12 protein-coding genes, 2 pseudogenes and 1 riboswitch are annotated in these 14409 nt (G+C 64.0%); of the genes and pseudogenes, 11 read left to right on the top strand and 3 right to left on the bottom strand.

Translation table 11 applies throughout. From position 1 onward, the window contains the following. The first annotated feature begins 126 nt into the window (after positions 1–126). The 9 genes from GIB19_RS09000 to GIB19_RS08960 all read left to right on the top strand — a co-directional run bounded on the left by GIB19_RS09000 (position 127) and on the right by GIB19_RS08960 (position 9579). On the top strand, positions 127–1461 hold the full coding sequence (locus GIB19_RS09000) for an LLM class flavin-dependent oxidoreductase (RefSeq protein WP_099429227.1): 1335 nt from the start codon (positions 127–129) through the stop codon (positions 1459–1461). Positions 1462–1488: 27 nt separating this feature from the next. After that, entirely contained in the window at positions 1489–2589 is a 1101-nt protein-coding gene (locus GIB19_RS08995) for an LLM class flavin-dependent oxidoreductase (protein ID WP_274885244.1), read from the top strand. A 162-nt stretch (positions 2590–2751) separates the two neighbouring features. After that, a riboswitch (cobalamin riboswitch) is annotated at positions 2752–2973 on the top strand. Between the two features lie 94 nt (positions 2974–3067). Then, on the top strand, positions 3068–3253 hold the full coding sequence (locus GIB19_RS08990) for a CbtB domain-containing protein (protein WP_027593390.1): 186 nt from the start codon (positions 3068–3070) through the stop codon (positions 3251–3253). A 9-nt stretch (positions 3254–3262) separates the two neighbouring features. Beyond that, entirely contained in the window at positions 3263–3955 is a 693-nt protein-coding gene (locus tag GIB19_RS08985; RefSeq protein WP_027593391.1) for a CbtA family protein, read from the top strand. A gap of 17 nt (positions 3956–3972) precedes the next feature. After that, positions 3973–4365: a cobalamin biosynthesis protein gene (locus GIB19_RS08980; RefSeq protein ID WP_186678550.1), complete on the top strand. Its 393-nt coding sequence runs from the start codon at positions 3973–3975 to the stop codon at positions 4363–4365. Positions 4366–4398: 33 nt separating this feature from the next. Next, positions 4399–5151, top strand: a complete 753-nt coding sequence (cobM, locus tag GIB19_RS08975) for a precorrin-4 C(11)-methyltransferase (protein WP_099429225.1) — start codon at positions 4399–4401, stop codon at positions 5149–5151. Positions 5152–5216: 65 nt separating this feature from the next. Further along, positions 5217–5459 (top strand): DUF1272 domain-containing protein, encoded by a 243-nt coding sequence (locus tag GIB19_RS08970; protein ID WP_027593394.1) that lies wholly within the window; start codon positions 5217–5219, stop codon positions 5457–5459. A 221-nt stretch (positions 5460–5680) separates the two neighbouring features. Then, the gene (locus tag GIB19_RS08965; protein WP_027593395.1) at positions 5681–6295 is read left to right on the top strand and encodes a response regulator transcription factor; all 615 of its coding nucleotides are present in this window, start codon (positions 5681–5683) and stop codon (positions 6293–6295) included. An 11-nt stretch (positions 6296–6306) separates the two neighbouring features. Next, positions 6307–9579, top strand: coding sequence for a transporter substrate-binding domain-containing protein (locus GIB19_RS08960; protein WP_274885243.1), 3273 nt, complete (start codon positions 6307–6309; stop codon positions 9577–9579). On the opposite strand, the pseudogene GIB19_RS28370 reads toward GIB19_RS08960, so the two are convergent. The 3 genes and pseudogenes from GIB19_RS28370 to GIB19_RS08950 form a co-directional block, all read right to left on the bottom strand. Further along, positions 9554–9979 (bottom strand): annotated as a pseudogene (locus GIB19_RS28370) (methyl-accepting chemotaxis protein); the annotation flags it as partial. The gene GIB19_RS08960 and the pseudogene GIB19_RS28370 overlap by 26 nt on opposite strands. Before the next feature lie 111 nt (positions 9980–10090). Beyond that, positions 10091–10873 (bottom strand): annotated as a pseudogene (locus GIB19_RS28365) (PAS domain-containing protein); the annotation flags it as partial. Between the two features lie 116 nt (positions 10874–10989). Continuing rightward, the gene (locus GIB19_RS08950) at positions 10990–12009 is read right to left on the bottom strand and encodes a LacI family DNA-binding transcriptional regulator (protein WP_027593398.1); all 1020 of its coding nucleotides are present in this window, start codon (positions 12007–12009) and stop codon (positions 10990–10992) included. A 207-nt stretch (positions 12010–12216) separates the two neighbouring features. Here GIB19_RS08950 and GIB19_RS08945 point away from each other — a divergent pair, with 207 nt between their 5' ends. Together GIB19_RS08945 and GIB19_RS08940 are read left to right on the top strand one after the other, a co-directional pair. Further along, positions 12217–12756, top strand: coding sequence for a gluconokinase (locus GIB19_RS08945; RefSeq protein WP_265969333.1), 540 nt, complete (start codon positions 12217–12219; stop codon positions 12754–12756). A 112-nt stretch (positions 12757–12868) separates the two neighbouring features. Then, positions 12869–14221: a GntP family permease gene (locus tag GIB19_RS08940; RefSeq protein ID WP_027593400.1), complete on the top strand. Its 1353-nt coding sequence runs from the start codon at positions 12869–12871 to the stop codon at positions 14219–14221. Positions 14222–14409: the final 188 nt, after the last annotated feature.

Genomic DNA, 14409 nt, shown 5'->3' with positions numbered 1-14409 from the left:
CGACCACGCCAGGAGCCTTGCACGCATGACCCTTCCCTATCTCCCACCCTGCTTCACCGGCGCCCCCGCGCGCGGTGACGCATGGCGGTATCGATTCCATTTGCAGCACAACCCACAGGTATTCCCATGAGCAAACGACAGATCCGCCTGGGCGCCATGATCCATGGCGTCGGCCACGGCTGGGGCGAATGGCGCCACCCTCAGGCGCTTGCCGATGCCAGCGTCAATTTTGGTTTCTACAAACAGCAGGCGAAGTTGGCCGAGGCTGCGAAGTTCGACTTCGCCTTCATCGCCGACAGCTTGCACATCCACGCCCGCTCCAGCCCTCACTACCTCAACCGTTTCGAGCCGCTGACCATCCTCTCGGCATTGGCTGCAGTGACCGAGCACATCGGCCTGGTGGCCACGGTCACCGTCAGCTACACCGAGCCGTTCCAGGTGGCGCGCCAGTTCGCCTCGCTGGACCTGATCAGCGGCGGGCGCGCCGGCTGGAACGTGGTCACTTCGTGGCTTTCCGGTACAGCCGACAATTTCGGCAAGGCCGAACACCCGCCCCATGCTGTGCGCTACAGAATCGCTCGCGAGCACGTGGATGTGGTCAAGGGGTTGTGGGACTCGTGGGAAGACGACGCCTTCACCCGTGACAAACAAAGCGGGCAGTTCTTCGACCCGGCCAAGCTGCACACCTTGGGCCACCAGGGCGAGTTCTTCAAGGTCAAGGGCCCGCTGAACATCCAACGTTCACCGCAGGGCCAACCGCTGATCTTCCAGGCTGGCGTGTCAGAAGAAGGTCGCAATTTCGCGGCACAGAACGCCGACGCCCTCTTCGTCAGCCCCGAGTCGTTCGACGACGCCCATGCCTATTACCAAGACCTCAAGCAACGCGCCTCACGCCATGGTCGCAACCCCGACGCGCTGTTCATCCTGCCCGGCATCCGCCCTATCGTTGGCCGTGACGCCGAGGAAGTCGAGCAGCGCTACCAGCAGGCCGTGGACCTGGTGAGCATCGAGGACGCACTGGTTGCCCTTGGCCGCCCGTTCAACGACTACGACTTCAGCCAGCATGACCTGGACGCGCCCTTCCCCGACCTCGGCACTTTAGGCAACGACAGCCACAAGGGCACCTCGGACCAGCTCAAACAACTGGCCCGCGACGAAGGCCTGACCCTTCGCGAATTGGCGCTGCGCTTCTCGCGCCCCCGCCGCGACTTCGTCGGCACCCCGGCACAGGTGGCCGATGCCCTGCAGCACTGGTTCGAACAGGGCGCAGCCGACGGTTTCATCATCAACGCGCTGCTCCCCGACGGCCTGCAGTCCTTCACTGAGCAGGTGGTGCCGCTGCTGCAGGCCCGTGGCCTGGTGCGCAGTGCGTACACCGGCACCACCCTGCGTGACAACTTCGGCCTCAGCGTGCCGGAAAACCGCAACACCCAGCAGCGCACCCAGCCGGCCGTTGCCTGAGCCCACCCCAACAAGGAGTTCTGTTCCATGAGCCTCGAATTCATTGGCCTCATCGGCCCCCAGGAAGGTAGCGAATCACAGGCACCACGCGGCCCGCTGGTCGACCTTGACTTCATCAAGGCATTTTCCCAAGCCCAGGAGTACGGCGGCTTCGACAAGGCGCTGCTGGCGGTCAACACCAGCGCACCCGACTCGCTGATCCTGGCCAGCTACGTCGCCGCACTGACCGAGCGCATCGGCCTGCTGGTCGCACACCGCCCGGGCTTTCAGGCCCCGACCTTCGCCGCTCGCCAGTTCGCCACCCTTGACCAGTTGAGCCGTGGTCGCGCCTCGATCAACGTCATCACCGGCGGCGACAGCGGCGACCTGCAGCGCGACGGCGACTTCCTCGACAAGGACGCCCGCTATGCCCGTACCGACGAGTACCTGCAGGTGCTGCGCGACACCTGGACCCGCACCGAACCGTTCGACCATAACGGCACGCACTACCGGGTCGAAGACAACCTGACCCTGGTCAAGCCCGTGCAGCAGCTGCCCATCTACTTCTCCGGTGCTTCGGATGCAGCCGTCGAAGTGGCCGCCAAGCATGCCGATGTGTACATGATGTGGGGCGAACCGCTGGAGCAGGTGCGCGAGCGTATTGCCAAGGTGCGCAAGGCTGCAGCCCGTTATGGGCGTGAAAAGCACATCCGCTTCAGCCTGTCGCTGCGGCCGATCCTGGGGGCTACCGAGGAGCAAGCCTGGGCCCGTGCCGAGCGCATTCTGGCCGATGCCCAGACGCGCATCGGCATCCGCCAGGGCAACCGCCGCGAAAAGAACTTCGGCAAGAGCAACGCCGGCTCAGAGCGCCTGGTGCAGTTGGCCAGCCAGCGCAAGGTGCATGACACCCGGCTGTGGACCGAGATTGCCGCGTTGGGCGGCGGTGCGGGCAACTCGACGTCGCTGGTAGGGACGGCGGACCAAGTGGCTGAGGCGGCGCTGGCGTACTACGACCTGGGGGTTAGCACCTTCCTGTTCCGCGGGTTCGATCAGTTGCGCGATGCGGTGGAGTATGGGCAGGAACTGATTCCGCGGATTCGCGGGTTGGTGGCGCAGCGGGAGGCTGGGCGTAGCGCGCGGACGGCTTAGTGCATGGCTGGATTTTTTTGGCGCCTATGAGTCCGAGCGCCGCCCGCGCGGCGCTCGACCTCCCAGGCACTGCAAAACCCGAAAATTGCTGGCCTACAACTTCTGAAATACTTTTCACGCGCACACCGCTGTGCAATTGACGGAAAACCTGCCTCGTGGTCTCCTAATGCCTCGCGTTCAGGTGCCCCTCAGGGGGTGAAACGGGAAACCGGTGCGTCGCAAGCCCTCGACCAGGGCCCGACCAAGCCGGTGCTGCCCCCGCAACGGTAAGCGAGCGAAGCGTCTAGACCACTGTGCCGCGTCATCGGGCATGGGAAGGGGCGCTTTTCAGGAGCCCTGCTCCTCCTCGTGAGCCCGGAGACCGGCCTGACGTTCATGAACACCCCGCGGTGGGCGGGCGCTGTCGCATTCCCCTGGGCGGATCACGTTCGGGGCTGCCGCGCTTGCCCGTTGCCCACAAAAAGCAGAGGAACGCGTCATGCCCGTCACCAGCGCCAAACACAGCATTGCCACCCCCGTCACCCTCAGTCAGCGTGTCGTCATCGCCGTCGGCGCCAGCCTGCTGGGCCTGTGCCTGGTGTACTTTGCCGGCTTCTCGCACATCGAAGCCGTGCACAACGCGGCGCACGACACCCGCCACAGCGCCGCCTTCCCCTGCCACTGAGTACGCCCCATGATCATGCGCATTGCCCGTACCGCGGGCTTCAGCGGGCTGCTCGCGGCCTTGCTGCTGACCCTGCTGCAAAGCTTCTGGGTTGCCCCGTTGATCCTTGAAGCGGAAACCTACGAATCCGCAGCCCCTGTTGCCGAGCATCACGAACACGGCGCCGAAGGGGCCGCGGCCCATGAACACAGCGCAGAAGCCTGGTCGCCTGAAGACGGCTGGCAACGCGTGCTGTCCACCACCGGGGGCAACCTGGTGGTGGCGGTAGGCTTCGCGCTGATACTGGTCGCCCTGTACAGCCTGCGTGAACCGAAGCGCGCGGGCACCGGCGCCCTGTGGGGCCTGGCGGGGTTCGCCGTGTTCTGCCTGGCCCCTACCCTGGGCCTGCCGCCAGAGCTGCCGGGCACCGCTGCCGCTGACCTGGGGCAACGCCAGGCCTGGTGGATCGGCACCGCAAGCGCTACCGCACTGGGCCTGGCCCTGTTGGTATTTGCCCGCCACTGGCTGGTTAAAGCGCTAGGCGCCGTGCTGCTGGTACTGCCGCATGTCATCGGTGCACCGCAACCTGAGGTGCATCAAAGCCTCGCGCCTGAAGCCCTGGAAGCCCAGTTCAAGGTCGCCAGCTGGCTGACCAACGCCGCCTTCTGGCTGGCCCTGGGCCTGCTCAGCGCGTGGCTGTACCGCCGCTCTAGCCAGGCCTGATGGCTTTCGACGCCACCCTGCCGGCGCTGTACGCCGGCTTTGGCTGCCGCCGGGGGTGCCCGGCGGACACCCTAGAAAACCTGCTGCGCCAAGCCTTGGCTGACCATGGCTTGGCGCTGTCAGCACTGCGCGGTATCGCCAGCATCGCCCTCAAGGCTGACGAACCTGGCCTGCAGCAGCTTGCCAAACGCCTTGGCCTGCCCTTGCTGCTGTACGATGCCGGGCAACTTCAGCCCTACGAACCCCTGCTCAGTCATCGCTCGGTCATCGCCCATGCCCACAGCGGTTGTTGGGGCGTCGCAGAAAGCGCGGCGCTGGCCATGGCCAGCCAGCACCTCGGCACGGCCCGGCTGCGGGTCGCACGCCAAGTGCTCGGGCCGGCTACCCTCGCCTTGGCCTGCGGGCGATAATTCGCAGCATCCCTTTCATCGCAAGGACTTTCCATGACGGTCTACTTCATCGGCGCCGGCCCCGGCGACCCGGAACTGATCACGGTCAAGGGCCAGCGCCTGATCCGCCAGTGCCCAGTGATCATCTATGCCGGCTCGCTGGTACCCGCGGCTGTGCTCGAAGGCCACCAGGCCGTGACCGTGATCAACAGCGCCGAGCTGCACCTGGAACAGATCATCAGTGCCATGCGCACGGCACACGCACAAGGCCAGGACGTGGCCCGCGTGCACAGCGGTGACCCGAGCCTGTATGGCGCAATTGGCGAGCAGATCCGCCACCTGCGTGAGCTGGGCATCGACTACCAGATCATCCCAGGCGTCACCGCCACTGCCGCCAGTGCGGCCTTACTAGGCTGCGAGCTGACCCTGCCACAGGTGTCGCAAACGGTGATTCTCACGCGCTTTGGCGACACTTCGCCGATGCCGCCCGGCGAGCAACTGGCCGACCTGGCGCGCCATGGCAGCACCTTGGCCATCCACCTGGGCGTAAAAAACTTGCCGCGTATTGTCAGCGAACTGTTGCCGCACTACGGCCCGCAATGCCCAGTTGCCGTGGTCCATCGCGCCACCTGGCCAGACCAGGACTGGGTGCGGGGCACCCTTGACGACATCGTCGAGCGCGTGGCGCTTAAGGATTTTCGCCGCACGGCGCTGATTCTTGTCGGCCATGTGCTGGGTGACACGCCTTTCGCCGAGTCGGCCTTGTACCGTGCCGGGCACGCGCACCTCTATCGCCCTGGCGACTGAGCATTGCCAGCGTTAGCGCAGGCGTAGCAGACTCAAGGTTCCCCCTGCCACCTGGAGCTACGCCAATGCTGGAATTACGACCCAATTGCGAGTGCTGCGACGCTGACCTGCCGGGTGATAGCCCAGACGCCTTGATCTGCTCCTTCGAATGCACCTTCTGCCGTGCCTGCGCCGACACGCGCCTGCACGGCCGCTGCCCCAACTGCTCCGGCCAGTTGCTGGCACGCCCGCCACGGGTCGGCCAAGCACTGGCCAACAACCCCGCCTCGACCCAGCGCGTGCGCAAACCTCACACCGCTTGCGCCTAACGGCCTTGTGCAATTAGGCATCGCCATGCCACGCGGGCGGTGCCTATCCCTGTTTTTGTAGGAATTTTCAACAACACCTACAGGGTTATTCAACAACTCTATACTCGGCATTACCAAACGTAGGGAATGGCCGTATCTTGCAGCGCTTCCGATAAACCCCCTTGCAGACGTATTCCTGAGTGTTCCAGGAAGCGGACCACAGCCCTACAGGAGTTTTCTTCATGACTACCGTCCTGATCGTCGACGACCACCCTATTGTCCGGCTCTCCCTGCGCCTGCTGCTCGAGCGGGAGCGCTTTCACGTCGTGGGTGAAGTTGCCAATGGCAGCGAAGTGGCTCAGGCAGCACGCGAATTGCGGCCGGACGTGGTGCTGCTGGACATCGGTTTGCCCGGCCTGGACGGCATGGAGGTCATCAAACGGCTTCAGTGCCTGGAGCCAGTGCCCAAAATCATGGTGCTGACTGGGCAGGCCACCGACCTGTACGTGAGGCGTTGCCTGGATGCCGGCATCGGTGCCTTCGTCACCAAGGACGAAGACCACGAGGCCCTGCTGTTCGCGCTCAAGGCCTTGGTAAAAGGTTATTCGACCTTCCCGCAGATGTCGGTCAACAGCAATTCGCTGGAGAGTGAGCCGACACGCCTGGCCAGCTTGTCCAACCGCGAAATGGAAGTGTTGCGGCGCCTGGCACGCGGTGAAAACAACAAGAATATAGGCACCTGCATGAACCTCAGTGCCAAAACCATCAGCACCTACCGGGGCCGCATCATGGAAAAGCTCAAGACAGAATCGTTGGTAGAAATGGTCGATCTGGCCAAACGCAACAGCGTTTACTGAGCCCAGCCGCCATGACGCGCCTGCTGGCGAGCATCCTGTTGGCCATTGGCATGGCCAGTTCCCCTGGGTTGTTCGCCGACAGCGAACCACGGCAACTGCTGGCGCGCTCGATCAGCGCCGCGCCGCCCTTGCAACTGAGCGACCAGGACCGCGAATGGCTGCAGCAGCGCGGCCAGCTGGTACTGGGCAGCTCACGGCCTGACTATCCGCCGTTCGAAATCAACATCAGCGAACGTGATTACGAAGGCCTGAGCGCCGACTATGCAGGCATCATCGCCGAGCAGTTGGGGATCCCGGTCGAGGTGCGACGCTTCGACAACCGCCACGCAGCCATCGCCGCGCTGCGCGAGGGGCGCATCGACCTGCTCGGCAGCTCCAACGCCTTCGAGGCGGCGGATGCCAAATTAGGCCTCAGTTCGCCTTACGCCGACGACCTGCCGGTCATCGTCACCCGCGAAGGCCGCACCCTGAAAAACGCCCTCGACCTCGACGGCCTGCGCCTGGCCATGGTCGACCACTACCTGCCCGCCAGCGCCGTGCGCTCGCTGTACCCCAAAGCGCAATTGAGCCTGTACCGCTCGACCCTGGCTGGCCTTGCCGCGGTCGATCTGGGTGAGGCCGACGCCTACCTGGGCGATGCCATCAGCACCGACTTCTTTATTGGCAAGAGTTACCAGGGCACCTTGAAGATCGACCATTTCTGCCAGGTGGCGCCGGGTGCCTTTGCGTTTGCCATGGCTGACGACAACCCCCGTTTGCGCGGGTTGGTCGACAAGGCCTTGGCCAGAATCACCGAGAGCGAGCGCCTGACCATTCTGCGCCGCTGGACCAGCGGTAACACCAGCCTGCTGCTGGAGCGCCACCTGACCGCCTTGACCGCCGAAGAGGCCGCCTGGATCGCCCACAACCCGACCGTCAAGGTACTGGTCAACACCTCACTGGCACCGCTGACATTCAACGATGCACAGCACCGTACCAACGGCATCACCTTGGAGCTGCTCAAGCAAATTTCCCTGCGCACGGGCCTGCACTTCAAACCGATCGAGAGCCAGTCGGCGCAGGCGATGATCGAGCGCCTGGCGCGCGGCGACGCGCAGATGATCGGTGCGCTGGGCTACGGCACCGAGCGTGCCAAACAGCTGCGCTTCACCCGCCCGTACCTGGTCAGCCCCAGGGTATTGGTGACCCGCAACGACGCCACCTCATCAGCGCAGGCCAAAGCCCTCGATGGCCAGCGTGTCGCCCTGGTACGTGGCTCGCCACAGCGCGCAGAACTGCAGCGCCGCTTCCCACGCGCCAAGGTGGTCGAAGTGGACAACCCCCTCGGCCTGATGGAGGCGGTGGCCAGTGGCGCCGCCGACGTGGCCCTGAGCAACTACATCAACGCCACCTACTACATCAACCATGTGTTCAAGGACCAATTGCGCATTGCCAGCGTGCTGGACGACAGCCCAGCCATCGCGGCATTTGCCGTAGCCCCGGACCAACCTCAGCTGCAGGCCATACTCGACAAGGCGCTGCTGAGCATCCCCCCCGAAGAACTGGACCAACTGATCAACCGCTGGCGAACCAGCACGCTGGTCAGTGACAGCCCATGGCGCGACTACCGCACGCTGGCGCTGCAAGTGCTGGTGCTGTCCGCCCTGCTGTTGGCCGGGGTGGTGTTCTGGAACACCTACCTGCGCAAATTGATCCACCAGCGCACCGACGCCCAGCACGCCCTGCAAGCCCAGCTAGCCTTGAGCCGCGGCCTGCTCGAACAGTTGCGCCAGGCCAAGGACGATGCCGAACAGGCCAGCCAGACCAAAAGCACCTTCCTGGCCACCATGAGCCATGAAATCCGCACACCGATGAATGCCGTGATCGGCCTGCTCGAGCTGGCCCTGGAAGACAGCCGCGCCGGCCGCTGTGATACCCAGACCCTGCAGACAGCCCACGACTCGGCCATTGGCCTGCTGGAGTTGATCGGCGACATCCTCGACATCTCGCGCATCGAGTCCGGGCACATGACCCTGCAACCGGTGCCGACCAACCTGGTCGAACTGGTGCGCAACACGCTGCGGGTATTCGAAGGCAATGCGCGGATCAAAGGCCTGCACCTGCACAGCGCGCTGCCTAACTCACCTGGCTGGGTCATGGCAGACCCTTTGCGGCTCAAGCAGGTACTGTCCAACCTGATCAGCAACGCCATCAAGTTCACCGAGCGCGGCGAAGTGCACGTCAGCCTTACCCTGTCGCCTGCCGACGCAAAGAGCGACCTGCAGGTCGAACTCTGTGTACGCGACACCGGCATTGGGATCAGCCCGAAAGACCAGGCCCGGTTGTTCAATGCCTTCGCCCAGGCCGATGGCCCGCGGGCACGCCAGGGCGCCGGGCTGGGTCTGGTGATCAGCCGCACCCTGGCCGAATTGATGGGCGGCACGCTGAGCCTGCACAGCGTCGAAGGCGTGGGCAGCAAGGTGCAAGTCTGCCTGCAGTTGCCCGCCAGCCAAGCCCCCGCGCCTGCCGAACAGCGCGCCCCAGTGCTGGAAGCCAGCAGCGGGCCGCTGAACATTCTGGTGGTCGACGACTACCCCGCCAACCTGCTGTTACTGGAGCGGCAACTGCACACATTGGGGCATCGCGTCACCCTCGCTGAAAACGGCGAAGCCGCGCTGGCCCGGTGGCAGGCTGCGCGCTTCGACCTGGTGATTACCGACTGCAGCATGCCAATCATGGACGGCCACGAACTGACCCGCCGCATACGCAAGCTGGAACACGAGGGCGAGTTGATAGCCTGTAAGATCCTCGGCGTCACCGCCAACGCGCAGGCCGAGGAACGTGCGCGCTGCCTGGCCAGTGGCATGGACGAATGCCTGTTCAAGCCGATTGGCCTGCAAACCCTGAAAAACCACCTGCCCCAGGCCAGCACGCACACACCGCTTGTGCAGGCCCAAGGCAGCGGTTTCAACCTGAGCGAGTTGCGCCACCTGACTCAGGACGACGAACAGCTCACCCGGCACCTGCTCGAGCAGCTGTCACAAAGCGCCAGTGAAGACTTGGCCGCTCTGTGTGCACTCGGGCCAGAGGCGGATAGCGACGCCGTGCGCGCCTTGGCCCACCGCATCAAGGGTGGGGCAAAAATGCTCAAGATGCGCACGCTGGTCAAGCACTGCGAAGCCATCGAACAGGCGCAGGCCCAAGGGCTGCCAACGGCTGAACTGCGCCAGCAACTGCAAGCCAGCATGCAGGCCCTGTTGCACGAACTCAGTGCCGCCCTCAGTGCAATTGCAACGTCGAGTTGATCTGGCTGATCGCATCGACCACGTGGCGTGACCCTTGCTGGATTTCCATGATCACCGTGCCGGCCTCGTTGGCCAGGGCCACGCCATGGCCGGTACGCGTCAGGCTCGACTGCATGCTCGCCACCGCCAACAGCGACAGGTCATGGTTTTGCCGCACCACATCGACGATCTCCAAGGTGGCTTTGCTGGTACGCGCCGCCAGGTTGCGCACTTCATCGGCGACCACGGCAAAACCGCGCCCATGTTCGCCAGCGCGCGCCGCCTCGATGGCCGCGTTCAATGCCAGCAGGTTGGTCTGGTCGGCGATGCCGCGAATGGTCAACACGATCTGCCCGATCACGTCCGACTGCTTGCTGACTGCATCGATACTGCGTGCGGCGTCATTGAGCTCCTGGGAAATCTGTTCGATCACCTGCACCGCCTGCTGTACCACCTCGGTGCCCTTGCGGGCGCAGGCATCGGTTTGCATGGAGCTGGCGTGGGCGGCATCGGCGGCACTTTGCTGGGTGCAGACCTGGCTGGTGATGTCGCTGGCGAACTTCACCACCTTGTACAGCCGGCCCTTGCTGTCGAAGATCGGGTTGTAGGAGGCTTCGAGAAAGACCGTCTGGCCTTGCTTGTTGATGCGCTCGAAGCGGTGCGAATGGTATTCCCCGCGGTTGAGCGAGGCCCAGAATTCACGGTACGCCGACGACTCCCGCTCCTGGGGCAGGCAGAACAGCCCGTGGTGGCGCCCGACCACCTCTTCCAGGCGGTAGCCCATGGTGGTGAGAAAGTTCTGGTTGGCCTTGATCACCCGCCCGGCAGGGGTGAACTCGATCACCGCCATGGAGCGGCCGATGGCCTTGAGCAGGCTCTCGCTCTCGTGCTCCTGCATAACGCGCTGGCTGATGTCCGACGCCACCTTGATCACGCTGGTGACCTGGCGCTGCTCATCCAGCACCGGCATGTAGCTGGCTTCGAGCCAAACCTCCCGCCCTGCCTTGTCGACGCGCTCGAAGGTCCCGCTGATGGCCTTGCCCTGCCCCAATTCACGCCAAAGCTGCTGATACTCGGCCGTCTTGACGTAGGCCGGGTCGCAAAACAACCGATGGTGCTTGCCGCGTAGCTCTTCGACGCTGTAACCCATGGCCTGGCAGAAACGCTCGTTGGCGTCGAGAATGGTGCCGTCGGGCGCGAACTCGATCATCGCCATCGAACGGCTGATTGCCGCCAGTTTCGCTTGCGCGCTGGCCAGTGCCTGGTGACTACGCTGAATCTCGACCAAGTCGGACTTGCGATGGAAATCGAACATGACGCCGGGCTCCTTTATGCGCGGGGTGTCCTGAGCATAGATGGGCAACTGCGCCGTGCAAGCACATTGATATCACTTTGTAATTAACACCCCAAGCGCTACTCAGGCACCGCGTGTCACGAGCTTTCGCGCACCATCAACTCGAAACCAAGGTCTTGCTGCTCAGTGGCCACCCGCTTGCCGTCAAGCAACGCCAGCAGAGCCTGCGCGGCGCCCCGACCAACGGCAGCCCGCGGCGTGCGAATAGAGGTCAGCCGCGGGACCATGTGCGCAGAAGCGGGCAAGTCGTTGAAGCCGACCATCGCCACCTCGCGGGGTACTTCCACGCCCTGGCGCAGTGCCTGCAGGACCGCACCCTGGGCCAGGTCGTCGTTGCAGAAGAAGATACCGTCGACATCCGGCGCCTGTTGCATCAGCTGGCTGAACAACGCACTGCCCAGCGCGATCGAGGAAGGCTCCGGTGCAAGGATTTCCAGCTCCGTCGACTGCAGCCCTGCCTCGGCGAGGGCTTGGCGGAAGCCTTCGGCACGCTGCATCACCCGTGGGTCGAGCTGCGCGGCAATGAACGCCAGCCGGCGCCGCCCACGCTCGATCAAGTGCCTGGCCGCAGCGCGCCCTGCCTGTTGCTGCGAGAAGCCCACCGACAACGCACCCGCCTCGCCGCCCAGCTCCATCATGTGCACGCAGGGCACGCCACTGGCCGCCAGCATCTGCCGCGCGGCGTCACTGCGCTCGAAACCGGTCAGCAGCATGCCGCAAGGCTGGTAGGCCAAGTAGTTGCGGATCAGGTTTTCTTCTTCGGCAATGTCGTAGTGATAGTTACCGATCAACACCTCAAGCCCTCGCGGGCGCATCACCTCGTGAATGGCTTCGAGGGTGTCGATGAACAACTGGTTGGACAACGACGGGATCAGCACCACCACCGACTGGCTGCGCGCCGAAGCCAGTGCGCGGGCTGCCGGGTTGGCGACATAGCCCAGGCTGGCCGCAGCAGCGGCAACCTTTTCAACCAGCGCCGGGGCAACCGTGCTGACGCCGCGCAAGGCGCGGGATGCGGTGATCGGGGAAACCCCGGAAAGCCTGGCGACTTCTGCCAGGGTAGGACGACCGGTGGTGCGAGAGCCTGTGCGGGACATGGATGTTGTAATTTTACTACTTGCCAAGGGAGGGGAACGGCCACTAAGGTAGCGCTGTCTCAGGACGCAGGCAATGTAATCTTTGGTAGCGGTTCCACGTGCACTGTGCCAAGCGTCCATACTGCGTAAGGACAAGACCAATAACACCGGGGAGGTGGCTGTTCGTCAGCGACGAGACAGCGCTATCTCACCCCGCAGGAGGTACTGATGAATTCTCCCCTGTCCGCCATTGTGGTGATGGGCGTAGCTGGCTGCGGCAAAAGCTGCGTCGGCGCTGCCATTGCCGCCAGAAGCGGCGGCCGCCTGATCGAAGGCGACGCTTTCCACCCTGCCGAAAACATCCGCAAGATGAGCGCTGGCATCCCCCTGGACGATAACGACCGAGCCGGCTGGCTGGTGCGCCTGGGCCAGGAATTGCAAGCCACGGTGCAGTCGGGCGAACGCCCGATCCTGACCTGCTCGGCACTCAAGCGCCGTTACCGCGAAACGTTGCGCGCGTCCATGCCAGGCCTGGCGTTCGTGTTCCTTGAACTGACCCCTGCCGAAGCCGAAAAGCGGGTCTTGGCGCGCCCTGGGCACTTCATGCCGGCGAGCCTCATCGACAGCCAGTTTGCGGCCCTCGAATCGCCGAATGGCGAGCCACGGACCTTGTCACTGGACGCCACCCAGGCCATCGATGCCTTGGCTAATACGGTAGACACCTGGCTAAAGCCTTGCGGTGAGCGGGACCTGGCGCAAACCGCCTGAACCTGGCGGTTTATCCGGCTCACCCAAGACAGCGCTGTCTCGACCAATGAAAGCGCCTGAAAGTTCCATAACGTTACGCCCAAAACAACGATAAGACCGAGGCATTAAAACCATGTTCGGACTGGCTACTGATACCTTCCTGCTGCTCGACGCACTGGTCACCATCGTCGGGCTGATCCTGCTGATCACCCATTTCAAAGTGCACCCCTTCGTCGCCCTCACCCTCGCGGCCGGCTTCCTCGGCCTCACCTCCGGCATGCCGGTGGCCAAGGTAATGAAATCGTTCCAGGACGGTTTTGGCGGCGTGCTGGGCTTCGTCGGTATCGTCCTCGCGCTGGGCACCATGCTCGGCAAGCTGATGGCCGACTCCGGCGGCGCCGACCAGATCGCCCAGACCCTGATCCGCGCCTTCGGCAAGAAGAACGTGCACTGGGCCATGATGTTCGCCGCCTTCCTGGTTGGTATTCCGCTGTTCTTCGAGATCGGCTTCGTGTTGCTGATCCCGTTGGTGTTCATCGTCGCTCGGCGCTCCGGCGTTTCGCTGGTAAAAATCGGCATACCGCTGCTGGCCGGCCTGTCCGTGGTTCACGGCCTGGTGCCGCCGCACCCGGGGCCGTTGCTGGCGATCGGCATCTTCCATGCCGACATCGGCAAGACCATCTTCTACGGCCTGATCGTCGCGCTGCCCACCGCGATCATTGCCGGCCCGCTGTTCGGTAACTTCATTTCACGCTATATCCCGGGCAACCCGTCCCAAGAGCTGATGGACCAGATCGCCAAGGAGTCCGACCAGGGCAACCTGCCGAGCTTCACCATCACGTTGGTCACGGTACTGCTGCCAGTGGCGTTGATGCTGCTCAAGACCTTCGCCGACGTGGTCCTGCCGGCGGAGCACATCGTGCGCCAATGGATGGACCTGATCGGCCACCCCATCACCGCCCTGCTCGCTGCACTGCTGCTGGCCTTCTACACCTTCGGCGCGGCGCGTGGCTTCAACCGCCAGCAGATCATGAAGATGCTCGACCAGAGCCTGGCGCCCACCGCCGCCATCGTGCTGATCGTCGGTGCCGGCGGCGGCTTCAAGCAGATGCTGGTGGATACCGGTGTCGGCAACGTGATCGGGCAGATGGCCGTGCAGGCCGAAATCTCGCCGATCATGCTGGCCTGGCTGGTGGCGGCAGTGATCCGCATCGCTACGGGTTCGGCGACGGTCGCGACCATCACGGGCGCGGGCATCGTGGCACCGGTGATCGACCTCGTGCCTGGGGTCAACCGTGAGCTGCTGGTGCTGGCCACTGGCGCCGGCTCGCTGATCCTGTCACACGTCAACGATGCCGGGTTCTGGCTGGTGAAACAGTACTTCAACATGACCGTGGCCGAGACCTTCAAGACCTGGAGCATGATGGAGACCATCCTTTCGGTGGTCGGCATCATCTTCATCATGTTGCTGTCGATGGTGGTGTGACCGTTGATCGGGGTGGGGGCACCAGGTGCGGGCTTGATGGCCCAATCGAAATAGAAGCCTTGCCCCCATCCCGATGCAAAGGAGCCTGCCCCATGATCCGCCCCTTCCTGCTTGCAGCCGTACTGGTTTCACCGCTGGCCCTGGCGGTCGGCACTGGGCCCACCTACCCCGACGACCCGCACAACCCA

The organism is Pseudomonas sp. ITEM 17296 (assembly GCF_028895205.1).
Classification (GTDB): domain Bacteria; phylum Pseudomonadota; class Gammaproteobacteria; order Pseudomonadales; family Pseudomonadaceae; genus Aquipseudomonas; species Aquipseudomonas kermanshahensis.
This window is presented reverse-complemented; position numbering and strand designations above follow the sequence as displayed.